General features: G+C 54.5%; 20 protein-coding genes. 11 read left to right on the top strand and 9 right to left on the bottom strand.

Going from position 1 to position 22,625, the window contains the following annotated elements; genetic code table 11:
• Positions 1 to 33 precede the first annotated feature (33 nt).
• The 8 genes from PEL01S_RS20340 (at position 34) to PEL01S_RS20305 (ending at position 10,566) form a co-directional block, all read left to right on the top strand.
• The gene (locus tag PEL01S_RS20340) at positions 34 to 690 is read left to right on the top strand and encodes a hypothetical protein (protein ID WP_127461602.1); all 657 of its coding nucleotides are present in this window, start codon (positions 34 to 36) and stop codon (positions 688 to 690) included.
• A gap of 40 nt (positions 691 to 730) precedes the next feature.
• Positions 731 to 1,435, top strand: coding sequence for a hypothetical protein (locus PEL01S_RS20335; RefSeq protein WP_127461601.1), 705 nt, complete (start codon positions 731 to 733; stop codon positions 1,433 to 1,435).
• Between the two features lie 195 nt (positions 1,436 to 1,630).
• Positions 1,631 to 2,653 carry a LacI family DNA-binding transcriptional regulator gene (locus PEL01S_RS20330; protein ID WP_063179253.1) on the top strand — a complete coding sequence of 341 codons (1,023 nt, stop codon included), beginning with the start codon at positions 1,631 to 1,633 and terminating at the stop codon, positions 2,651 to 2,653.
• Positions 2,650 to 3,588, top strand: a complete 939-nt coding sequence (locus PEL01S_RS20325; protein ID WP_127461600.1) for an ABC transporter permease — start codon at positions 2,650 to 2,652, stop codon at positions 3,586 to 3,588. The genes PEL01S_RS20330 and PEL01S_RS20325 overlap by 4 nt, the downstream gene beginning before the upstream one ends.
• Positions 3,589 to 3,605: 17 nt before the next feature.
• Positions 3,606 to 4,487: a carbohydrate ABC transporter permease gene (locus PEL01S_RS20320; protein ID WP_063179136.1), complete on the top strand. Its 882-nt coding sequence runs from the start codon at positions 3,606 to 3,608 to the stop codon at positions 4,485 to 4,487.
• Positions 4,488 to 4,582: 95 nt separating this feature from the next.
• On the top strand, positions 4,583 to 6,103 hold the full coding sequence (locus PEL01S_RS20315) for an extracellular solute-binding protein (RefSeq protein WP_063179138.1): 1,521 nt from the start codon (positions 4,583 to 4,585) through the stop codon (positions 6,101 to 6,103).
• 29 nt (positions 6,104 to 6,132) lie between these two features.
• Positions 6,133 to 7,086 (top strand): acetylxylan esterase, encoded by a 954-nt coding sequence (locus PEL01S_RS20310; protein ID WP_063179140.1) that lies wholly within the window; start codon positions 6,133 to 6,135, stop codon positions 7,084 to 7,086.
• A 102-nt stretch (positions 7,087 to 7,188) separates the two neighbouring features.
• Entirely contained in the window at positions 7,189 to 10,566 is a 3,378-nt protein-coding gene (locus tag PEL01S_RS20305; protein ID WP_127461599.1) for a GH36-type glycosyl hydrolase domain-containing protein, read from the top strand.
• Positions 10,567 to 10,674: 108 nt separating this feature from the next.
• Here PEL01S_RS20305 and opp4C read toward each other — a convergent pair whose 3' ends face one another.
• The 6 genes from opp4C to PEL01S_RS20275 all read right to left on the bottom strand — a co-directional run bounded on the left by opp4C (position 10,675) and on the right by PEL01S_RS20275 (position 17,216).
• A complete protein-coding gene (opp4C, locus tag PEL01S_RS20300; protein ID WP_127461598.1) occupies positions 10,675 to 11,574 on the bottom strand; it encodes an oligopeptide ABC transporter permease in 900 nt (299 codons plus the stop codon).
• A gap of 18 nt (positions 11,575 to 11,592) precedes the next feature.
• A complete protein-coding gene (gene opp4B, locus PEL01S_RS20295) occupies positions 11,593 to 12,558 on the bottom strand; it encodes an oligopeptide ABC transporter permease (protein WP_063179146.1) in 966 nt (321 codons plus the stop codon).
• A gap of 22 nt (positions 12,559 to 12,580) precedes the next feature.
• The gene (opp4A, locus tag PEL01S_RS20290) at positions 12,581 to 14,317 is read right to left on the bottom strand and encodes an oligopeptide ABC transporter substrate-binding protein (protein WP_127461597.1); all 1,737 of its coding nucleotides are present in this window, start codon (positions 14,315 to 14,317) and stop codon (positions 12,581 to 12,583) included.
• Between the two features lie 24 nt (positions 14,318 to 14,341).
• Positions 14,342 to 15,328 carry an ABC transporter ATP-binding protein gene (locus PEL01S_RS20285; protein WP_063179150.1) on the bottom strand — a complete coding sequence of 329 codons (987 nt, stop codon included), beginning with the start codon at positions 15,326 to 15,328 and terminating at the stop codon, positions 14,342 to 14,344.
• Positions 15,325 to 16,341 (bottom strand): ABC transporter ATP-binding protein, encoded by a 1,017-nt coding sequence (locus PEL01S_RS20280; protein ID WP_063179152.1) that lies wholly within the window; start codon positions 16,339 to 16,341, stop codon positions 15,325 to 15,327. The genes PEL01S_RS20285 and PEL01S_RS20280 overlap by 4 nt, the downstream gene beginning before the upstream one ends.
• Before the next feature lie 464 nt (positions 16,342 to 16,805).
• On the bottom strand, positions 16,806 to 17,216 hold the full coding sequence (locus tag PEL01S_RS20275; protein WP_127461596.1) for a VOC family protein: 411 nt from the start codon (positions 17,214 to 17,216) through the stop codon (positions 16,806 to 16,808).
• 268 nt (positions 17,217 to 17,484) lie between these two features.
• Here PEL01S_RS20275 and PEL01S_RS20270 point away from each other — a divergent pair, with 268 nt between their 5' ends.
• Complete coding sequence (locus tag PEL01S_RS20270; RefSeq protein WP_127461595.1) at positions 17,485 to 18,282, top strand: helix-turn-helix domain-containing protein; 798 nt, start codon at positions 17,485 to 17,487, stop codon at positions 18,280 to 18,282.
• An 80-nt stretch (positions 18,283 to 18,362) separates the two neighbouring features.
• Here the strand turns inward: PEL01S_RS20270 and PEL01S_RS20265 are convergent, their stop codons facing one another.
• Positions 18,363 to 19,862: a stalk domain-containing protein gene (locus tag PEL01S_RS20265; protein WP_127461594.1), complete on the bottom strand. Its 1,500-nt coding sequence runs from the start codon at positions 19,860 to 19,862 to the stop codon at positions 18,363 to 18,365.
• A gap of 251 nt (positions 19,863 to 20,113) precedes the next feature.
• On the bottom strand, positions 20,114 to 20,914 hold the full coding sequence (locus PEL01S_RS20260; RefSeq protein ID WP_239551373.1) for a M48 family metallopeptidase: 801 nt from the start codon (positions 20,912 to 20,914) through the stop codon (positions 20,114 to 20,116).
• Positions 20,915 to 21,157: 243 nt separating this feature from the next.
• Here PEL01S_RS20260 and PEL01S_RS20255 point away from each other — a divergent pair, with 243 nt between their 5' ends.
• Together PEL01S_RS20255 and PEL01S_RS20250 are read left to right on the top strand one after the other, a co-directional pair.
• Positions 21,158 to 21,400 (top strand): ABC transporter substrate-binding protein, encoded by a 243-nt coding sequence (locus tag PEL01S_RS20255; protein ID WP_127461593.1) that lies wholly within the window; start codon positions 21,158 to 21,160, stop codon positions 21,398 to 21,400.
• Positions 21,391 to 22,137: an ABC transporter substrate-binding protein gene (locus tag PEL01S_RS20250; RefSeq protein WP_163768053.1), complete on the top strand. Its 747-nt coding sequence runs from the start codon at positions 21,391 to 21,393 to the stop codon at positions 22,135 to 22,137. The genes PEL01S_RS20255 and PEL01S_RS20250 overlap by 10 nt, the downstream gene beginning before the upstream one ends.
• Before the next feature lie 72 nt (positions 22,138 to 22,209).
• Here PEL01S_RS20250 and PEL01S_RS20245 read toward each other — a convergent pair whose 3' ends face one another.
• On the bottom strand, positions 22,210 to 22,611 hold the full coding sequence (locus PEL01S_RS20245; protein ID WP_127461591.1) for a DUF5367 family protein: 402 nt from the start codon (positions 22,609 to 22,611) through the stop codon (positions 22,210 to 22,212).
• Between the last annotated feature and the right edge of the window lie 14 nt (positions 22,612 to 22,625).

Genomic DNA, 22,625 nt, shown 5'->3' with positions numbered 1-22,625 from the left:
TTCAGCACACCAAGCGGGGAGGCGGAAACCGAATTGAATACGGATAAACCGGCGATAAACGGCGTGCTAGTCGTACTGGCGTTGGTTCTCTTTTTCCCGGCCGGTATCATTCTGTTCGTTATCCGTGTACGGAAGCATCGGGACTTGAGCTATCAAAAAATATATGATTGGACAGTTGCGGGCACGGCGTTTTTGATTATGTTTCCTTTCATGCGCTTCATCTTCACGAATGAAATCAATCAACTATTTTTTCTTCTTCCGGGTGTATTCCTGCTAGGGATAAGCCAGTGGAAGCGAAAACGGCTCAATGACCGGTACAAGCTTTATCGCAATATCATCATGGAGCAAGGGATCAAATCCATTCTCGGTATCGAGAAATTAATCAACCAGCGCCGGGGCGTGGTGATCAACGATTTGAAACGCATGATCGGTCGCGGCATGATTCCGCATGCTTCCATAAATATGTATTCGTTGACCCTTGTTTTCCATCAGAAAGGTTTTGTTGCCCGCGAGGGTACTGGCGAAGGCCACATTCACGAGTGGGACAAGCCACTGCCTTTATACAAACCGTCGGAAAAACGATTGCCCAAGTCGGTTGAGTGCCATGGCTGTGGTTCGTCTACAATCGTGCGGCCAGGCGAGAGCAAAGCTTGTCCTTATTGTGATTCTTTGCTAAGTTACCCGGAGTAAAATAGGCATGTCGAAGCATAAAAGAAATGAGGGAGCCTCCTTGAATTATGATCGTCCAGCCATAAGCGGCGTTGCGATAGCGCTGGGACTTATTTTATTTTTTCCGATCGGCTTCATTTTGCTGGCTATCCGTCTATGGAAGCACCGCGATTTGAGCTACCAGAAGGTCATTGACTGGAAAAATGCCGGCACGACGTTTCTGGTTATATTTATCCCGTTTCTGATTTCGTTCTTGTCTCACTTGGCCGCAGGGAGCGATATTCAGTATTGGGTGATGGTGTGGGTTGTCCTCCTTGACTTGATTCCCGGCATATACATGCTGTGGAAGAGCGGGCAGCGGCGCAAGCAGCTCTTCGACAGATATGACTATTACCGTCATCTCGTTTTGGTGCAGGGAGTGACTTCCGTCCAAAGCTTGGCGGAGACGACGAACCAGCGGCCAGCCGTGGTGGTCAACGACCTGCAGCGCATGATTTATCTCGGCGTGTTTCAGGATGCGTTCATCGATATGTACTCGATGTCCATTGTATTTAACCAATGGGCCCCTGGGGCCTCGATGGTAAATGTCAACGTGTCCGTGAACGGAGATAGCTTCGTGCCGCAGCAGAGCAGGCCGCAGACGCCGCCCCCAACGCCCAAGACGGTGGAGTGCCCCGGCTGTGGGTCGTCCGCCCTGCTGAAGCCCGGCGAGAATAAAACATGCCCTTATTGCGATTCCCCTCTGGCTTACCCGCAGCACGGATAGGAGCAAGCCTCTATACGCAAAACGACCACTAAAGCATCGGCCTGAAGGCCGGTGCTTTTTTCGTGACTCGACTGTCCCCGCTCCTCATTCTGTGACGCTTTTATGACCCGCATTGACCAATCCTTTTTCCGGAGCTATAATAAAAACAAATCGAAACGTTTCGATAAATTTCGGATGGCTTTATCGGGGGGAACTATGGTTACGATTAAAGACGTTGCAAAGCATGCGGGAGTGGCGCTTTCGACCGCATCCTACGCACTCAGCGGAAGCGATAAAGTAAGTCCGAAAACCCGCGAATTGGTATTGCAGGCAGCCAAGGAGCTGAATTACCAAAAGAACGGCTTCGCGATGGATCTCAAGCGCAAGTCGACGAAGACGATTCTGCTCATTTTAAGCGACCTGTCGGGGCCTTATTACTCTGAGCTGATCCGCGGGACGCAGGAAGTCACGCTGTCCAACGGCTTCGATCTGATTGCATGCAGCTCGGTCGGCGGGGCCGATTCGACGGCGTATAAATTTTTGCAGGAGCGAAGAGTGGACGGCGCGATCGTGCTCGATCCGAACATCAGCGAGCATCTGCTGCGCGAATCGGCCCGGGAAGGCTGCCCGATTGTCGTGATGGACCGTTATGTTGAAGGTGATTTCATTATGAATGTGGCAGCGGATAACGTTCAGGGCGGATACGAAGCGACCCGCTATCTCATGGAGAAGGGACACCGCGATATCGCCTGGATCGGGGGGCCGAGCAATTCGCTGGGCAGCCAGCATCGTAAAGAAGGCTATTTGAAAGCGCTGCAAGAAGAAGGAATCGCCAATACGAAATGGATGCTGGTCGGCAATTTCACGGAAGAGGGCGGCTATCATTCGACCAAGGTGCTGCTCATGCAGGAAGAGCGTCCCACTGCGATCTTCTACGGCAACGATGAAATGGCGATCGGCGGCTACAAGGCGCTTCGCGAATTCGGCCTGAGCGTGCCGGGGGACGTATCGATCGTCGGCTTCGACGATATTCAGGTGGCGGAATATTTATCTCCTCCCTTAACGACAGTCCGGCAGCCCAAGTACGAAATGGGCACCATGGCTGCGCATCTTGTGTTCCAGGCGATGGGTGGGGAATACGTCAACAAGTCGTATAAATTAAAAATCGAGCTGATCGAGCGCCTGTCTTGCCAGCCTCCTCGGCTTGCTCCGAATCGCGGGAAGGGGATGGAGACTTGAAATCGTTAGTCGGGAACGTTTCGCTTACGAGAAGAATATTTACGCACTGGGAGCTTTACCTGCTCTTGCTCCCAGGCTTGCTGTACTTCCTGATTTTCAAGTATGTGCCGATGTTCGGGATCATCATGGCGTTTCAAGAATACAGTCCGTTTCTCGGCGTGACGGGCAGCGAGTGGGTCGGCTTCCGGCACTTCGTTGATTTGTTCCAATACGATCAGTTTTGGCGGCTGCTGCGCAACACGCTGCTGATCAGCTTTTATAATATCGTGTTTTATTTCCCGGCCCCGATCATTGTGGCGCTGCTGCTCAATGAGTTGCTGCGGGAATGGTTCAAGCGCACAATCCAGACGATCGTTTACCTGCCGCATTTTATATCCTGGGTCGTGGTCGGCTCGATCACGTATATCCTGCTCAATACCGAAACGGGCTTGGTAAACCAACTCATCGTCTCGTTCGGCGGCGAAGCGCATAACTTCCTGGCTGACCCCGATTCGTTCCGGACGATGATTGTGCTCCAGAACATTTGGAAGGAAGTCGGGTGGGGAACCATTATCTTTTTGGCAGCGCTTTCCGGCGTGGACACGCAGCTGTACGAAGCGGCGACCGTCGACGGCGCGAACCGCTGGCACAAGCTATGGCACGTGACGCTGCCCGCGCTGCGCAGCACGATTCTGATTCTGCTCATTTTGCGGCTCGGCAACGTGCTGGATGTCGGCTTCGAGCAAATCTTCCTGATGCTCAACGATCTGGTGTACCCGGTCGGCGATGTGTTTGAGACGTTCGTTTACCGCGAAGGCATCGGCGGCGTAGGTCTCGGCGGCGGAAGGTTCAGCTTCGGTGTCGCGGTCGGTCTGTTTAAATCGGTCGTCGGTCTGATCTTGGTGCTTGGAGCGAACAAATTGGCCAAAAAATTCGGCGAAGAAGGCGTGTTCTAGGGGGAGGGACTTGCACAATGAACAGTAGAGCAACCTGGACGGACCGGATCGCCGATGGGGCGATCGCGCTTGTGCTCATCTTGCTTGCACTAAGCTCGTTATTTCCATTCGTTTACATCTTGGCGACGTCGCTATCGCCCATGGAGCAGGTGCTGCGCGGCGGGATCATTTTATGGCCGGACCGTTTTTCGTTCGATGCGTACAGCACGATTCTGGGCAATACCAATTTTGTCCGGTCACTGTACATCACGGCGGTGACGACGGTCGGAGGAACGTTCGTCAATCTGGCCCTGACGACCTTTATGGCGTATCCGCTTTCCAAGAAGACGCTGCCCGGCAGAGAAACGGTGCTGCTGCTCGTGACGATTACGATCCTGTTCAGCGGCGGCATGATTCCGACGTATATCGTCGTTAACAAGCTCGGCCTGCTGGACAGCGTGTGGTCGCTCATTTTGCCCGGCGCGATCAGTGCATTCAACCTTATTATTCTGAAAAACTTCTTTCAGGGCATTCCTTCTGAGCTGGAGGAGGCCGGGAAAATCGACGGGTGCCGCACGTTCGGTCTGCTGTTCCGGATCGTGCTTCCGCTGTCCATGCCGGCGCTGGCGACCTTTACGCTTTTTTATGCGGTCGGCAACTGGAACCAGTTTTTCAACGCGGTTCTCTACATCACGAAGCCGGAGCTGTGGACCGTACAGGTGTTCTTGCGGCAAATGATTTTCCAGGGCTCAACGCAGGATGTCATGGGACAATCGGGCTTCTCGGGGGGACAGGACATTCTTCCGGTCACGATTCAGATGGCGGCGATCGTCGTTTCGACGCTTCCGATTCTGGTGGTGTATCCGTTTCTGCAAAAGCATTTTGCCAAAGGCGTGCTTCTCGGCTCCGTAAAGGGATGAGCGGTATCAGCGGTTGGGTTCACGAGCGGCGCTGCGGCGCGGTTCTGACCATATAGGTTATGGCGGTTATGAACATATAAAACGGAGGGGTTCACATGAAAGTATCGGGAAAACGGTGGAAACAAATCTCGTCCTTGGCCCTTGTTGCAGCTTTGGTAACGGTGACCGGCTGCGGAGACAAATCGGGCGGTACGGGGAAAGAGGGCGCAGCGTCCGGGGATTCCGGGAAAAAGCAGAAGATCAGCATGATGTACCCGCTTTACGGCAATCCTCCGCAAAAGACGGAAGTGTGGAAAAAGATGGAGGAAGCGGTCGGGATCGAATACGAATCCATGGCGATTCCTTCGGCCCAATATCCGGAAAAGCTGAAAGCGTCCATAGCCGCCAACAGTCTGCCGGACATTACGCATTATATGTCCTTCCCGGACCCGAACTTTACGCAATATGCGAAGCAAGGGGCTTTTCTGCAGCTCGACGACTATATTAAAGATACGAAAAATCTGAAAAACTTGCCGCAGTCGATGTGGGATTTCATCAAAATCGACGGCAAAACGTACGGAATTCCGCGTCCGGCGCAGATGGAGCGAGCCGTCGTGATCCGCAAGGATTGGCTGGATAACCTCGGTCTGCCGATCCCGAAGACGCTGGACGAGTTTTACGATACGGCGGTTAAGTTTGCCAAGAACGACCCGGACAAGAACGGCAAGGAAGATACGGTCGGCATCGTGCTGAACCAGACGCTCGGCTATCACTTGGACCCGGTCTTCATGGCGTTCGATACCGGCAACGGCTGGCGCAAAATGGAGGACGGCACGCTGATGAACTCCGCCATTACGCCGCAGCGCAAGGAAGCGCTGATGTGGCTGGCGAAGCTGTATAAAGACGGCGGTATCGATAAAAACTTCACCGTCATGAAGGACAACCAGATGTGGGAGACGCTGGAAAGCGGTAAGGCCGGGATCTTCTTCGGCGCCCAAACGAGCGATTACAGCCGTTTTGTGACGAATCTGAAGAAGGTCGATCCGAAGGCCGAGCTGATCATGATCGCTCCGCCGGTAGGCAAGGACGGCAAAACCGGATTCCCGGACGGCGTCGGCATGTTCGGACAGTTCGTGCTGCCAGCCAACATCTCCAAGGAGAAGGCGAAAAAAGCGATCGAGCTGCTCGATTGGCAGGCGGGGCAAGAAGCCCATATGCTTCGCAAGGTGGGCGTCGAAGGCGTTCACCATAAGAAAAATGCCGATGGCACCATCGAGATGATTGGCGATAAGTATGCTCAGGATGGGATCGCCTATCTGATCTGGAACGTGCCGAACGATCCGCTCGTCTCCGTTCCGCTGAGCGCGCCGAAGAACATTCAGGAAGCGGTGAAGAACAATTTGACCGTCGTATCCAAGCTTGGCGTGGTCAGCCCGGCCGTCGCTTATATGCCGTCGACCAACGTTTCGAAAAACTTCGCCGACCTGGATCAACTGATGCGCGGGCTTTCTGTGAAGATGGTTATTGGCGAAGCGACCGACAAGGATTTCGACAAGTTCGCCGCAGAGTGGAACAAGCGGGGCGGCGAAGCGTGGACGAAGGAAGTCAACGAATGGTATAAGCAGCAGAAAAAATAATTTTTAGCGATAAGGCGGGGCGGTAGCGCATGAACGCAGTTCAAAAACGAATCGAAGAGCTTCACCGGTATGCGCCGGAGCCGACCGCTCCGGTCGACCTGGAGGCATTCTGGAGCCGGACGCTGGCCGATGTGCTCGACAAGCCGGTTCAAGCCCAGCAGACTCTGCAGGAAACGCCGTTCCCGTGTATGGACACTTACGATGTCACGTACCAAGGCTTCGCGAACACGCCGATCAAAGGGTGGTATCTGCTTCCGAAGTTTCCGGTACGGGAGAAGCTGCCGTGCGTCGTCTTGTTTCACGGGTATACGGGAGGCCGGGGGTATCCCGAGCAGTATGCCTCCTGGCTGCTGATGGGGATGGCGGTATTCGCTGTTGATATCCGCGGACAAGGCGGCGAGACGGGCAACCGGCTGGACAATACGTACGGGATGACGAAAGGCTGGATCACGCAGGGCATTCTGGATAAGGAGACCTGCTACTACAAGGCCATTGCCGTCGATGCGCTGCAAGCCGTCGAATGGGCGGCGGCGCAGCCGGAGGTCGACCCGGGCCGCATCGTCGTGGCCGGCGACAGCCAGGGAGGCGGCTTGTCGCTGCTGGTCTCCGCCTTGAGCGACAAGCCGGTGCTGTCCGTCGCGAATATTCCGAATATGTGCCATATGGACTTCGGCATTCTGAATTCGGTCAGCTCGCTCTCCGAAGCGGCGGAATTCGTGAACCGGTTCCCGGAGCATCTGGATAAGGTTATGGAGACGTTAAGCTATTTCGACATCATGAATTTGGCGGAGCGCATCCGGATTCCGGTGCTCGTGTCGGTCGGCTTGAAGGACACCGTATGCTTGCCGGAAACCGTGTTCGCGGCGTACAACCGGATCAGATCGACGAAGGAGATCGGAGTGCATCCGTTCGCGGGACATGCGACGAGCGGCTACCAGAACCGCCGCACAGTGGAATTTATCCGAAAGCATCTTTCCTTTTAGCGCGGATTTCGGGTTAAAACTGATTTCGAAAAAGGACCGCTGGAGCGATGGTGTCCGGCGGTTTTTTTCACCCATATATAAACAGAAAACGGAGTGGAGACGATGACCATGCTGAACACGTCCCGGTTTCGGGCGGAAGCGGGGAATTTACGGTTTACCTTCTTGAACAGCGGCGATTTGTACGACGCGGCTTGCCAAGATACGATGATCAATCAATGGCTGTCCGATCCGGTTAGCGGATCGTTGAACAATTTGTTTTTGCGGCAGCACTTGGCCTCCGGCATAGAAGCGACGCCTTTGCTTGGCGTTCACTCTGCAAGCCGTGTGCGCCAGGTGGACGGCGGTCGCGTCGTCTGGGAAGGCGAGGCCGGCGCGCTTCGCTATGAAGTGACCTTTCGCTTGACAGCGCGCGGGGTATGGTTCTGGGACGTTGCCGTGTACGGGCAGGAGGCGGAAGTCGACGTCGTCTACGGACAGGACGTGGGCATCGCCCATCCAGGCGCCGTCCGCAGCAACGAGGCTTACTTGTCCCAATATATCGACCATGCCGTATTCGAGGACACGCAGAAGGGGTATGTCGTCTGTTCCCGGCAAAATCAGCCGCAGCAGGGGAAGTTCCCCTATCTTCAGCAGGGCTGTCTCACGAAAGCGGCCGGTTATTCGACGGACGGCTTCCAGTTTTTCGGCATGTCCTACAAGGAAACGAACGAGCCGGAGGCTTTGACCAAGGCTTCGTTGGCTAACGAAGTATACCAATATGAATTTGCGTATATCGCGCTGCAGTCCGAACGGGTCAAGCTGGCCGGCGAAGCGAGATTCGTCTTTTACGGCTTGTTCCGGGACAACCACCCGGAGGCGGTAGCCGCCCTGGAATACGAAGCCGACGTATCGGACGCATGGCGAGAGGCGCTGGAGCAGGAATCCTCAGCCCCAGCACCGGCCTCCTCCGGCTCTTGGCAGGCGAAGGTCAGCGCAGCACCTCAGATCGGAGCGCCACTGCGCACCTTGTCCATGACGCGGCAGGAAGTCGAAGACCTGTTTCCGAGCCGCCAGCAAGTGGAGCGGGACGGAGAGGAACTGCTATCCTTTTTCACCGATACCCACGAGCACGTCGTGCTGAAGGAAAAAGAGCTGCGCATGGAGCGTCCGCACGGACATATCCTCATGACCGGGAACAACGACCGGATGAACGAGCAGGTTATCACGACGACCTCGTACATGTACGGGATGTTCAACGCGCAGCTGGTGGTCGGCAATACGTCGTTCAACAAAATGCTGACCAACGCCCGCAATGCGCTGAACGTGCCGAAGACGTCGGGGCAGCGCATTTACGTCGAGTTGGACGGGCAGTACCGGCTTCTGGCGATGCCGTCCATGTTCGAGATGGGCTTCAACTATGCCCGCTGGTATTACAAAACGGCGGACGAGCTGTTTGTGATCACGAACTATACGACCGTGGATACGCCGGAGGTTGTGCTGCATGTCCGTACGGCCAGCGGCAAGCCTTACCGCTTCCTGCTCTCGAATCAGGTGTGCATGAACGCAGCCGAATACGAGCTGCCGTTCCGCATGGAGCAGCAGGACGACGGTCGGACGCTAGCTTTCTATGCGGACGCCCAGTCGCTCAGCGCCCGCGCTTATTCGAGCCTGTGCTACCGCATGAGGGTCGAAGGCACCGACATGCAGACGGGAGACGAGCGGCTGCTGGTCTCGAACGCGGAGCCGTGCTCGGCTTCGCTGGTCGTCCTCGCACTCAGCGCAAGCAGCGAATGGACCGTGACGGTGCAAGGCTCGCTGCATGGGGAAGAGCTGCCGTTTGCCGAAAGGGATGCCGATGCGGAAATCGAGCGGTATCGCGAGTTTTACCGATCGGTCATGAACGGCTTCCGCTTGACCCTGCGCGGTGAACGGCCGGACGAGCTGGACAAGCTTAACACGCTTGCATGGTGGTATACGCACAATATGCTGGTTCACTTCTCGGTGCCGCATGGTCTGGAGCAATATGGCGGGGCGGCATGGGGGACGCGCGACGTGTGCCAGGGGCCGACGGAATACTTTTTGGCGACGCAAAAATACGATGTGGTGCGAGACATCTTGACCACCGTGTATTCGCATCAATACGAGGACGACGGGAACTGGCCGCAATGGTTCATGTTCGACCGGTACGCCTTCATCCAGCAGGAAGAAAGCCATGGCGATATTATCGTGTGGCCGCTTAAGGTGCTGAGCGATTATTTGACGGCGACCGGGGATACTTCCATTTTGGGAGTGCGGCTGCCCTATACGAAGCGCGGCGGCTTTACGTTCACGGAACAGACCGAGACAGTGCTGGAGCATGCCAAAAAGCAGCTTGATTATATCAAGCGGCACTTTCTGCACGGCACGCACTTATCTTCGTACGGCGACGGGGATTGGGACGATACGCTCCAGCCGGCGAATGCCCAGTTGAAACGCTATTTGATCAGTAGCTGGACCGTCGCCTTGACGTATCAAGTATTCAGCCAGCTCGCCGCGGCTTTGGCGGAAGTGGACACGGAGACGGCGGCCGAGCTGAAACAGCTTGGTGAAGGCATTCGGGAGGACTTTAACCGGTATATGCTGCAATCCGACGTCATTCCCGGATTCGTGTACATGGAGCAGCCGGGTGAAGCCGAGCTGATGCTGCATCCGTCGGATACGAAAACCGGCATCCGCTACCGGCTGCTGCCGATGACGCGCAGCATGATCGGCGAGCTGCTGACGCAGGAGCAGGCGGAGGCCCATTACCGGATCATCAAGGAGAAGCTGTTCTATCCGGACGGCGTCCGGCTGATGGATCGCCCGGCGAATTATACCGGGGGCGTCAGCAAGCAGTTCAAGCGGGCCGAGCAGGCGGCTAACGTAGGCAGGGAAATCGGCCTGCAGTACGTTCACGCCCATATCCGCTTTATCGAGGCGATGGCCAAGCTCGGCAAACCGGACGAGGTGTGGAAGGGGCTGGCCACGATTAACCCGGTCGGCCTTCGGAGCGTCGTGCCGAACGCGGAGCTTCGTCAAAGCAACGCCTACTTCAGCAGCTCCGATGCGAAGTTCAGCACCCGCTACGAGGCGCAGGAGCGCTTTGACGAATTGCGCAACGGCTCGGTGCCGGTGAAGGGCGGCTGGAGAATTTATTCCAGCGGTCCGGGAATCTACATGAACCAGCTGATTGCTAATGCTTTGGGGATTCGTCTGATCGAGGGCGATATGATCATCGATCCGGTGCTGCCGCCGTCACTCGACGGGCTGGAGTTCGATTTCGAGGTGATGGGGATTCCGGTCACATTCATGTATCATCTGACCGGTCAAGGGCAGGGCCTGAGCCGGGTGACGATGAATGGCCGCGAACTGACGGTGAAGCCCGTCGCCAACCGTTACCGGGAGGGCGGCGTACGCATCGGGAAGCGGGAATTTGCGGGCAACCGGTCGGAAGACGGCAATGTGATCGAAATTTTCATGTAATAAAGGGAGGGGCTAGCTTCTCAAGCACCGGCCCATGAACACGGCGGCGGCCGTCTGGAACATGTGCTTCATGTTCGGACGGCCGCCGCGTTTTGTGTTCCCTGCAAATTATCCTTTCGGATCGAACGCTTCCTTCGCGCCTTCTCCGATAAAGTTGATGGCGAGAATCGTAGACGTAATTACGACGGCGGACGGCAGCCAAACCCACCATTGGTTTTTGATCACTTGGGGCGAGATTGCATCCGACATCATATTTCCCCAGCTCGGAACATTGGCCGGCACGCCGAATCCAAGGAAGCTGAGACCCGTCTCTACGCCAATCATGACGGCCATTACGACGATCGCCTGCACAATAATGGTAGAGGCCACATTGGGCAGCAAATGCTTGACGATCACTTGGAACGGCTTGCAGCCGATCGCGACGGCGCTCATGATGTACTCGTTCTCCTTCTCCGCCAACACCTTGCTTCGGACAAGGCGGGCGATCCCGCCCCAGCCAAGCACGCTAATGACGACAATTAGCACCAGGATGCCCGAGTCCGCGATGACTGTCTTCAGGACGATAACAAAAATAAGAAACGGGAAAATCATAATAAAATCGGTGAAGCGCATTAACATGTTATCGATCTTGCCTCCGAAATAACCGGCGACAGAACCGATGGTCACCCCGATAAACGTCACCAAAAAGCTGATGCTTACGGCAATCATCAGCGTCGTGCGTCCGCCGTACAGCAATCTTGCGATAATGTCGCGCCCGCCCTTGTCCGTTCCTAACAGATGCTCCACCGACGGCGGTTTATGGATAAGACGCAGGTTGATTTTAACCGGATCATAGGAGGTCAGCAGCGGCGCCAGTGCACACAGGACCGCAATGAGGACCAGAAACGCGAGGCTGGCGACCGCCAGCTTGTTGTGAAAAAATCGGCTCCAGCCCGTCACCCATGGGGAGGCGCTTCGTTTTTTGCCGATGGGCATTGTTTGATTCAACGGCTTCGTCGCGGTATTCATAGCCATCCTCCTCTCATGCTAGCGAAGCCGGATACGCGGATCGACGTAACCGTACAGCAAATCGGAAATTAAGTTGCCGATCAGCGTCATGACGGACGCAAACATCGTAATTGTCATCACGACGGAATAATCGCGGCTGCTGATCGAGGAGACGAACAATTCACCCATTCCCGGATAAACGAACAGCGTCTCGGTAATGACCGCCCCGCCGAACAATCCCCCGATATCGATACCGAGAAACGTAACCATGGGGATCAGCGAATTGCGCAGGATGTGCCGGTTGTAAATATGCCGCTCGCTTGTCCCTTTCGCCCGTGCCGTCCTGACGTAATCCTTGCGGCTGCTCTCGATAATGTCATTGCGCAGAAATTGCGTATAAGCGGCTGTGCCCAAAGAGCCGAGTACGAACGCGGGCAGCAGCGAATTTTTCAACACGTTCAAGTAATACGCAAGCGTGCCGTCGGCCACTCCGACGCTGCGCGATCCGCTGGCGGGTACCCAGCCGAGCTTGATCGCGAAGATGTAGATGCAGACGATTCCGATAATAAAGCTCGGAAGAGCATAGACAATGTAGCTGACCGTCTGGATCGAATAATCGATCGGCGTATTCGGACGTCTGCCTGCGACCATCCCGGTCAGGAAAGCGATCGCATAGGTAATGCATATGGCCATCGTGGCAAGAATGGCCGTATTCTGGAGCCGCTGGAAAAACAGGTCGCTCACGGGCATCTTGTGAATGAAGGATTGGCCGAAATCGCCCCGCAGCATGTTGCCGAACCAACGGACGAACTGCTGCGGAATCGGGTCGTTATACCCCAGCTGCTGCCGCATTTCGGCGATATATTCCGGCTTCACGTTGGCCGGATCGATCATCCCCGTCAGGGCGTCCCCCGGCATTGATTTTGCCAGGGTGAACACCACAATGGAGATGAGCAGGAGCAGCGGAATCATGCCTAGTACTCTGCGCAACGTATAAGTCAGCATAAGCCCAGCCTCCCGGATGCGGTCATTGCGTGACCCACCACTTATGAACGTCGATTTGATTCGTGAACGAGTTCGCCTTGACGTTCTGCAGACGTTTGTTGCTCACTGTCACATCGATCGGAGAATACAGGAACATCATCGGCACTTCTTCGTTCACGAGCTTCTGCCACTTGTGATACACGTCCTTGCGGTAGTTCAGATCAAAAGCCTTCTCACTGATCCCTTCGTCAATCAAGCGGTCGGATTCGGCCGAGTACCAGCGCGGGAAATTCCAGAGCACGTTGCTCTTCCATAATGCCTTCGGATCGGGATCGCTGGCAAGCGACCATGCGCCGGCGAACAGCTCGACAGACGGATCGTCATTCTCGACCACATCGTAGAAGGCGTTGAACTCTTTCAATGCGCCTCCGTTTAGCTTTACGTCGAGTCCCACATCCTTCCACATCTGCATCATCGTTTGGGCGCGCGGCGCGGCAACCTCCGTGCCGGACATGGCGTCGAAGTTAAACGTGAGCTTGTTCCCTTGCGGATCTTCACGCAATCCGTCGCCGTTCGTATCTTTATAACCCGCTTCGTCGAGCAATTTCTTCGCTTTATCGGGATTGTATTCGTACGGATTCAATTGATCATCCGGAATCTTCGCCCAGCTTACTCCCGGCATGGGGGCGGAGATCGTCTTGGACAGACCGTTGGCGAACGCATCGATCAGCGCTTGCCGGTCCAACGCGTAATACATCGCCTGCCGCAGGCGTTTGTCGGCGAACTTGGATTTCGGGTTCGCAATAATTTTCTCGGATTTCTTGTCCCACGTCCCCAGCTTGAAGCCGATATAGGCGTAGGAAAGCGCATCTTGTTTATCGATATTGACATTTTTCAGCTTTTCAACGTCTTTAAATTGACTGTTCGGCACTTCCATGATGTCGATTTCGCCGTTTTCCAGCAGACTGGTCGCCATATTGCCGGCAACTACCTTGTAGATCACGCCGTCGAGCAGCGGCTTGCCTCCCCAATAGTCGTCGAACCGCTCCATCTCGACATACTCGCCCGGCTGAATCTTTTTTACCTTGAACGGCCCGATGCCGATCGGCTTTTTGCGGACTTGCTCGGAATTCAGCATATCTTTGACGGCAACACCGGCAAAATACTTTTTCGGCATCGGATACGACCACAGGTTCGAGATCGTATTCGGCGCAGCGCTTTTGACGGTAACCGACATCGTGTAATTGTCGATCAGCTTGATGCCGGCAATATCTTTGGCTTTGCCCTCGCGGTAATCCTCAACGCCGACAATCATCTCGACGTTGCTGTACCGGCTGCCCCCGGCCGCCGTATAGTCTTTATGGGCAACGGTCTCCAGCGCGAACTTCCAGTCCTCCATCGTCAGCTCGTCGCCATTGTGCCACTTGACGCCGGGCTTGATCTTGAACGTAAACGTCTTATGATCGTCCGACTCCGTCCATTCGGCAATATTGGGATACGTCTTGAGGTCGTCGCCGGTTTTGAGCAGGTCGTCCGTCATGAACCGCAAAATCAAATCGTCGTCCTGACCGCCATAAAATGCGCGGTCAAGCACGCCCTTGAACGGCTGCGTATAGCCGTACTTTACAATGCCCCCCGGTTTCGGCTCGCTTGTCGCCGCTTTGTTCTCTTCAACCTTTTTTGGCGCGTCCGTCGCCTCCGGTGCTTTATCCGTGCAGCCGGTAAGGGACACGGCAAGAAACAGCAGGGCGGATAAAATCATTGAAGCTTTTTTTTCCATGGAACGCATCCTCCTTTTATGAGATTATTCGTATAAATGACAGGCGACCTCGTGGTGAGGCGCCACCTGTTTAAGTGTGGGCTGCTGCTCCCGGCAAGCGGCGACGGCATGGCGGCAGCGCGGATGAAAGGCGCAGCCGGCGGGCGGATTGGCCGGACTTGGCACATCGCCTTGCAGCACGATCCGCTCCCGCTTGGCGTTCGGGTCCGGGATCGGCACGGCGGACAATAAAGCCTGGGTGTAAGGATGAAGCGGCTGTTTATACAAGCTTTTCTTATCCGTAATCTCGACGAGCCGGCCCAAGTACATGACGCCGATCCGGTCGCTGATATGCTTCACGACGCTCAGATCGTGAGCGATGAACAGATAGGACAGCCCGAAATCGGCTTGAATGTCCTGCAGCAGGTTCAGCACTTGCGATTGAATCGATACGTCGAGCGCGGACACGGGTTCATCGGCGACCACGAGCTTAGGCTTTAGCGCCAGCGTTCTTGCGATGCTGATCCGCTGCCGCTGCCCGCCGGAAAACTCATGCGGATATTTGTAATAGGAGTCCTCGGCAAGTCCGACCTTCACGAGCAGCTCAGCGACGCGCTCCTCCAGCTCTTTCCCGGTACGCGATTCATAATTGCGAATCGGCTCGGAGACGAGATGGCCGACCATCATTTTCGGATTCAGCGAGCTGAACGGGTCTTGGAACACCATCTGCATATCCTTGCGGATTTGCCGCAGCCGTTCGCCTTTGATCCGGGTAATGTCCTCGCCTTCAAAAAGGATCGTGCCCGCCGTCGGCTCGATGAGACGCATGATCGCGCGGCCGGTCGTCGATTTGCCGCAGCCGGATTCTCCGACAAGTCCGACGGTTTCGCCCCGCCGCATCGTGAGCGAGAAGTCGTTCACCGCCTGAATCGAGCCGACCTGCCTCCGAAAGAGCCCGCCGTGAATCGGATAATGCTTTTTCAAATTGAGAACTTGCAGCAGTGGGCGGTCATGAGCGGTCAAGTCGTTCATACGGTTTCCTCCTCCCGGGCTGTAGGCACACACGCTGAAAAGTTCAGGCAGCGAACGTAATGGCCGCCGCCTGCATTGGCGAGCTGCGGCGTCAGCCTGCGGCAATCGTCGCTCGCGCTCGGACAGCGTCCGGCGAACCGGCAGCCGGTTCGGGGCATATGGACAAGCGACGGGACGATGCCGCTAATCGATTTTAAGCGTTCCTGCTCCTCGTCAAGGCGGGGGAGCGATTGCAGCAGCAGCTGCAAATACGGATGCTTGGGCTCGTAGAAAATTTGCGTGACATGCCCTTGTTCCACAATTTGACCGGCGTACATGACGGCGACCGTATCGGCCATCTCGGCGACAACGCCGAGGTCATGCGTGATCAAAATCATGGACATGCCTCGCTGCTGCTGAATATCTTTAAGCAGCTCAATAATTTGCGCTTGGATCGTGACGTCCAGCGCGGTCGTCGGCTCGTCGGCGATCAGCAGCTTCGGATTGCAGGCGATCGCCATCGCAATCATGACGCGCTGGCGCATGCCGCCCGATAATTGATGCGGATATTCGCCGACAATTCGCTCGGCATGCGGGATGCCGACGGACCTGAGCAATTCGATGCTGCGTTTGCGCCTTTCTTTCTTGCTCATGACAAGATGATTCTCCAGCACTTCCTCGATTTGATAGCCGATCGTAAATACCGGATTAAGCGCGGTCATCGGCTCTTGAAAAACCATTCCGATATCGCTGCCCCGCAGCTTGAGCAGCTCGCTCTCGGATAAATTCATCAGGTTGCTGCCGTCAAACCAGATTTCACCGCTATCCATCCGGCTAACCTTTTTGGGCAGCAATTTCATGATGGATAAGGACATGACGGATTTGCCGCAGCCGGATTCCCCGACGACGCCGAGCACCTGACCCGGCAGCAAGCGGAGAGACACGTCGTCGACCGCGCGATAATAATTCCCTTCAATGGAAAATCCTGCACTCAAATGACGGATGTCAAGCAAGGCGCTCGACGGATTGTTCATAGGATCACCTCGAGAAGTTAGCCGGTTTGCAATGTTGGAAAACGCTTCCAACACTATGGCTGCCAGATTGAATTTTTAAGACCGATAAATCGCTTATGTATTGGACTTAGGTGCTTTGAACGATGGAAAGGGGATCGTCCCAGGATCATGGCGTCGTATGGACGATCGTGTAGGCATGAGATTCGTGAGGTCACCGAAACCGATGGTGCTTGCTGTGGAAGACGTCGTAGTGTTGTATTAAACCGTTGGCAAAAAATTGCGACAATTAAAAGCAATGACATTACTACACATTTTACATACACTACCTTTTTTTGTCACCCCCCTTTTTTTGTTCGCATGAATTGTTGAATTTTAGCGAAGGCATGTTCTGTTTATGAAGGATTAACATAACATCGCTTGTTAGCTATTAACACGCAAAAAGACCGCAAGGCTGTGCCTGCGGTCTGTCTAATCTTTGTATGGGATTAAGCTTGGCTCGCTTGAGCTTGGTTGGTGATCATCCAGATCACGCCGTACTTATCTTCGATCTGGCCGAACAGGCTGCCCCAGAATGCCGGCTCCAACGGGTGCTTTACGGTGCCGCCCTCGCCAAGTTTGGCGAATGCCTCGCGGGCTTCGGCTTCCGTCGGGAATTCCAGATTCAGTTGAATGCCGTTCCCATGGTTAAGCGATTCGAAGACGGAATCGCTCATAAAGAAGTTAATTCCGCCGGCCATCACACACATATGCAGCACTTTGTCTTTCAGCGCTTCGCTTGCATCCGGAAGCTGTCCGTGCGTCATTACGGACAGAATCTCTCCGCCGAGCGCGTTGATATAGAACTCCGCTTGAGCTCTTGCATCCTCCGAGACCAAAAAAGGTATAAGCTTCGCCATAATACAACATCCTTTCAGCCGTTAATTTTGTCGATTTCATCCCAAGTATAGCATTCCCCCGGACTTCCGGTTTCTTACGGATTGCTGTTTCGCGGGAAATACTTTCTTTAAATCTAACGTTTTATGTAATGTTTTAAAGCGAAAAGGAGGATATGAGTTAAAATTTACTGTTCCATGCCTATAAAAATTATGATAATATGAAAGCGAACGTTTGTTCCGTGAATTGGAAGTGTTTGACTAGAGGAACATGATCGGAGGAAGTGAAGGAATGGCGACCGACAAGTATCCGGAGATCGACGCGGTAATCGACTATATTCATCGGAATATTTATGACCCGCTGCCGCTTGCTCGCTTGGCCGCTTATGCAGGCTACAGTCCGTTTCATTTCACGCGTATTTTTAAGGAAAGAATCGGCCTCCCGCCGTTATATTATGTTTCTTCCCTTCGTCTGCAAAAGGCAAAAGACTTGCTGCTGCGCACGAATCTGAGCGTTCGCGATATCGGATTGGAGATCGGACAGCAGAGTCTGGGAACTTTTACAACGAGGTTTACCGAACGGGTCGGCGTGACACCGTCCGACTTTCGCAACTCGACGCCTCAAGCGGACAGCCATTTCCGGACGTTGCAGCAGCTCAGCGATTGGACGTCGGGGCATCCCGTTTTCGATCACTATGCCAGAATTGAAGGGACCGTGCAGGCAGAGGTCCCTTTTGAAGGCGTGATTCTGATCGGTTTGTTTCCGAGGCCGATTCCCGAGGGAATTCCGCTGCACGGCACGCTGCTTTCCTCGCTAGGGGAATTTTGCTTTACCGGCGTGAAGCCGGGCACTTATTATCTTATGGCCACATCGGTCTCCTGGGGGATGCAGGCGGTAGACTTTTTGCTCCCGCATAACACCTTGCGCACCCGGTCAAGAGAGCCGATCGTCGTTCAGCCGTATTCCTCTGTTCCTTATCAGCAAGTAATGCTCCATGTCCCTCGGCTGGACGATCCGCCCATCCTCATTTCCTTGCCCTTGTTGATGAACAGGTTCCTGAGCGAGCGGATGCAAACGAGCTACCGCTAAGCGGAAAAGGCTCTATCCGTTATTATGAACCGGACAGAGCCTTGATCGCCTCCTGACAGAGACGGCCTCTTGGGTTAACCTTACTTTAAAGTTTGAGTCGAGGTGAGCACGCCGTCGGTGAAGTACAAGTAATTACCGGTGCCGATGCTCGAACCGCGGTATACCCATTGCTCGAACGTACCGAAGCTTCCGTTCGTTTTATTGATATCGTTCGGCTTGCCCCAAGACATCAGGACTTGTTCCTGGGTCATACCGATCCTGACTTTTTGTTGGCGAATGACCGCTTTGATGCTTTCCGGCCAGTCGAATTGGGCCAGCGGATCGGCGGTGAAGAACGATCTATGGATGGCTTCGATCGAATCGAAATTAAACTGGACGTTCTTGCTCCCGTTGCTTAAGACGACGGTCGGACCGCTGTAGCTGATGACGGCCAACTGCTCGAATCTTTCGAATCCGCCGTTCTTGGCGCCATCGCTGCTGCGGGGCAGGGAATCTACCCAGAGGTTAGGATAGTTTTTCCATATCGCTTCGGCGTCCGAATCGAGTCTCAGCTTTTTGATTCCATCGGAAATGATATTTTGGTTGCCCCAAGTATTGTTTTTCGACAAGTTCCCGACGGTGAGATCCACCCGCTGCTGCTCCCCCCAAACGATTTTCATGTCCATATAATCCGTCAAAAAGACAAGCGGCACATAAATGACATCATTCTCCGAGATCGGCGGAAAGTCCAGACGTACCGTGTGCGAGTCCATTTTGCCCCCGTAATACGTTAGCAGATTGCTATTGGCGCGCAGCAACAAAATGCGGCTCGGATGATTAATCCGGATGACCCCGTCAACGGCTTGGGCCGACGCGTTCACCTTACCAAGTACGGCCCATAAAGGCACATAGACGGCGTTATTGCGAACAATCGGAGCATAATCCGACTTCAAGTAGCTTCCGTTAATGTAGATTTTATAGCCTTCGGTCCCCGGGGGCGCTTCTTCCCGGACCGGTTTTCCGTCCTTCCATTGGCCCTCGAACCATTTTTCGCCGTAGATGGAGGTTCCTTTAGCGGCAAAGCCTTTCCCGTCGGGCAGACCGTTCTTCATTTCGCCATCGTACACAAGCGGCACGCCGTCCAGCTCGAAATACGGCCGAGCGCTAATATACATATCTTTCTCCTTGGTGTCGATATGTGTCGATTGGGCCTTGGCGTCCCATTCCACCTTGGCGCCGAAGGCTTCTGCCACGAAACGGATGGGAACGAATGTTTGTCCGTCCTTGATCTGCGGCGGGACATCAAGCGTCTGGGACTTGCCGTTCACCTGAACGGTCGGGTCGCCGATTTTCAATTGGACGGTCGTACTGCCTTTCGTCAAGGTGATCGATTTCGTGCTTTCCTCCCAGCTCAGCTTGGCTCCGAATTCGTCGGAGATATCGCGCAGCGGGACAAGCACTCTTCCGTCGACTTGAATGCCGATATCCATATTGACGCCAGGTTTGGCGCTGTTTGCGGCAAAAGCGGGGACAGCCGTAACGAGCATGACGGAAGCGAGCGTAGCGGAAACGGTTTGCGACAGCCGAAATTTGATTTTCATAGCGGGTTGCTCCTTTGGGTAAGTTTTCGGTGGCAATAACAAAATATTACAAATAGTATAAGAGTTATTTCCTGCATTGTCGACAATTTTCTAGTAAATTCGACTTATACTACCGGATAATTAAAGAGATTTTTAGGAAATTTGTCATATCTTAACCTGCTAATACGGGCCGTCCAGGAAAATGTTTCAAAAAAAGCCCGCCATCGCAAAATGGCAGGCTTCTCTGTTTGGATTCGCTGCCCGTCGGTCCGTCAGGAGGCGAAGGGCTCCCGCTCGAAGGCGGGCGAGGCATAACCGAATAGCTGCGGCTGCGCCTGCATCAGCTCCATCTGCTCGATGCGCTTGGGCAGCGGCGGATGGGTCGACAGGGCGTAGCTGAACCAGACGAAGAAGCCCGTTTCCTTACGGCTCTCGGCGATGTATTCGGCGACGTTGACCTTGGCGTACATCGTTCGGCCGATGGCCAAAATGGTCAGGGCGGAGACGGCAGCCGGGACGTTCCCCGTATAAGCCGCCGCCATCCGGTCGCAGGTGTATTCGCAGGCTCTCGAATAAGCTTTGCCCAGAAAAGGCATCCATTGGGCGGGTAGCAGCAGCAGGCTTTTGGTCATGTGATTCCGTTTGATATGCGCCAATTCATGCGCGATGACGTAAGTCAGTTCGTCTTTTTCGCTGTCCGCCATTTCGAATAAATTGGAATACAGCACAATGAAGTTGCGGCCGAAAAAACGCGAGGCGAAAGCGTTCAGCATCCCGTCCGATTGAAGAACGAACACGTCGGGAACCTGCCGGATGTCCATCTGGGCGCATAGCTCGCGCACTTTCCGGTGCACGGCAGGGAACTGATGCTCCGTCAGCTTGACCCCATTGCTTCGGATGTGGCCGATCATAAGGCCGTGAAGGAAAAACGTGATGCCAAGACCTATCGCCAGATAAAAGATGCCGATCAGCGAAATGACCAGGCCAAAATAGACCATGATGCTAAAGAGCAGGCTGATAATGAAGTACGACGTTTCTTTACTGTGAATTAACCGCGGATTCATGGGGTTCATGCAGTGTTCGTTCCTTTTCTCATGATGAATAATGTGCCGTGTATTCAAGGCTCATTTCTAATTGTCGGCATTGCTCTGCGTTTTGTTTAGACATTATTGGAAATCTCGCCCGGATGCGGGGATGCGGGGAATACCAGCCTGTGGAGCTAGTCCGATCGTTGAAAATATCCGTTGCCGGACCGGTGCGAGTCATGTAAGATGTCGGATATGATAATGATTATCAATCTCATATGAGAGGAAATTATGCTGTCTGTCAAAAAAGTGATTTCCCTAATCGGCGCCTTGATTCTGATGGCCTCTCTGCTGCTGGCTTGCGCCAGTACTACGGGCACTCCGGACGCTGCCGGGCAAGGCCAAGAATCTGCCAATAAGGAAGCGGCGACCCGATTGTTTAAAGATGCCAAGGGCCGCGAGGTACCCATTCCGGCCGCCCCTCAAAGGGCCGTCGTCCATATTATGCCGCCGAGGCGATCTCTTTGGGCGTAAAGCCGGTCGCTACGAATTGGATCAATGCCAATCTCATTCTGACCAAGGATCAGCTGCAGGGGATCGAAGATATCGGAGGGGAGGGAGTGAACCCCAATGTGGAGAAAGTCCTTTCGCTCAGCCCGGATCTTATTATTGTCCCCGATTTTCTGGAGCAGACTAGCCTGGATGCCTTATCCAAGGTAGCTCCTACCGTAGCGGTGAGCTATACGGATGATGTTTTTACGCGAATGAAGACGATGGGCGACGTGCTGGGAAAAAGCAAGGAAGCGGAAGCCTGGACGGCCCGGTACAAAGCAAAAGCCCAGCAGAAGCGGGAGCAGCTCAAGCCTTACATCAAGGAGGGCGAAACGGCTTCGGCCTTCGTCTTTTTCCAGGATAAGCTGCTCTATGTGTACGGGAATCAGCGGCTTAGCTCCACGCTCTACGATGCGCTCGGATTTTCGCGTCCGGAGAAAGTGGCGGCTCTTTTTAAAGATAAGCCGACCCTTCTGTGGCAGTCGATCTCGAATGAAGCGCTGCCCGACTATGCCGGAGACCGGATTTTCCTAGTCACGCTGGACCATAACGAGAACGCCAAAAAAGGGGCGGAGGAGCTCATGAATAGCCCCGTATGGCGCAACCTCCCCGCGGTGAAAACTGGGAAAGCCTATGTGGTCGGCAACAAATGGTCGTTTTACGATCCGGTTACCTTAGATTGGTTGCTCGACGAGATGCCGAAGCTCATGATGAAATAGCAGGCGTACCGCACCGTGGGGAATAAGCTTTTAGGCCTCGATTAAAGCAGCCTCCCGTTTCATCTGTCGGCATTACCGCGCGTTGTGTTTAAGCGATAATCGAAATTTCGCCCGGAGCGCCGGAAGCATGCCCCCAAGCAGAATCAGGGAATAGGCCCACAGCAGCCAGGCGGAAAATAAATAGAGCCCGGATACGGGGATGGCGGGAAATACCAGCGTGTGAAAGCTTGTGCTGACGATATCCAGCAGCATCCCCGGAAGAGCCAGAAGCAGCGCAGCCAAGGGCCGCTCCGCCGGAGCGGCTTTGCCCCACGCGAAAGACAACTTTAGCAAAAGCGCAACGACAGGGACGACCCCGATAAACGTGGCCCACAGCAGAGGGGTATGGGGGGCAAGCAGCTCCGCTCCCCATAAGCGAAAGACGGCGGTCGCCGCCAGCCACACGACAAAACCGATAACGGCAAACAAAGGCACGAAAGCCTCCTCCT

Source organism: Paenibacillus elgii NBRC 100335 (assembly GCF_004000865.1).
Lineage (GTDB): Bacteria > Bacillota > Bacilli > Paenibacillales > NBRC-103111 > Paenibacillus_G > Paenibacillus_G elgii.
The sequence above is the reverse complement of the archived record's forward strand: the minus strand, read 5'-3'. Positions and strand labels throughout refer to the sequence as shown.

Bases quoted from the DNA above. Each gene is read 5' to 3' on its own strand.
- PEL01S_RS20330 (WP_063179253.1), top strand. From the start codon at position 1,631: ATGGTTACGATTAAAGACGTTGCAAAGCATGCGGGAGTGGCGCTTTCG.
- PEL01S_RS20320 (WP_063179136.1), top strand. From the start codon at position 3,606: ATGAACAGTAGAGCAACCTGGACGGACCGGATCGCCGATGGGGCGATC.
- PEL01S_RS20315 (WP_063179138.1), top strand. From the start codon at position 4,583: ATGAAAGTATCGGGAAAACGGTGGAAACAAATCTCGTCCTTGGCCCTT.
- PEL01S_RS20310 (WP_063179140.1), top strand. From the start codon at position 6,133: ATGAACGCAGTTCAAAAACGAATCGAAGAGCTTCACCGGTATGCGCCG.
- PEL01S_RS20305 (WP_127461599.1), top strand. From the start codon at position 7,189: ATGACCATGCTGAACACGTCCCGGTTTCGGGCGGAAGCGGGGAATTTA.
- opp4C (WP_127461598.1), bottom strand. From the start codon at position 11,574: ATGAATACCGCGACGAAGCCGTTGAATCAAACAATGCCCATCGGCAAA.
- opp4B (WP_063179146.1), bottom strand. From the start codon at position 12,558: ATGCTGACTTATACGTTGCGCAGAGTACTAGGCATGATTCCGCTGCTC.
- opp4A (WP_127461597.1), bottom strand. From the start codon at position 14,317: ATGGAAAAAAAAGCTTCAATGATTTTATCCGCCCTGCTGTTTCTTGCC.
- PEL01S_RS20285 (WP_063179150.1), bottom strand. From the start codon at position 15,328: ATGAACGACTTGACCGCTCATGACCGCCCACTGCTGCAAGTTCTCAAT.
- PEL01S_RS20280 (WP_063179152.1), bottom strand. From the start codon at position 16,341: ATGAACAATCCGTCGAGCGCCTTGCTTGACATCCGTCATTTGAGTGCA.
- PEL01S_RS20275 (WP_127461596.1), bottom strand. From the start codon at position 17,216: ATGGCGAAGCTTATACCTTTTTTGGTCTCGGAGGATGCAAGAGCTCAA.
- PEL01S_RS20270 (WP_127461595.1), top strand. From the start codon at position 17,485: ATGGCGACCGACAAGTATCCGGAGATCGACGCGGTAATCGACTATATT.
- PEL01S_RS20265 (WP_127461594.1), bottom strand. From the start codon at position 19,862: ATGAAAATCAAATTTCGGCTGTCGCAAACCGTTTCCGCTACGCTCGCT.
- PEL01S_RS20260 (WP_239551373.1), bottom strand. From the start codon at position 20,914: ATGAACCCCATGAATCCGCGGTTAATTCACAGTAAAGAAACGTCGTAC.
- PEL01S_RS20255 (WP_127461593.1), top strand. From the start codon at position 21,158: ATGCTGTCTGTCAAAAAAGTGATTTCCCTAATCGGCGCCTTGATTCTG.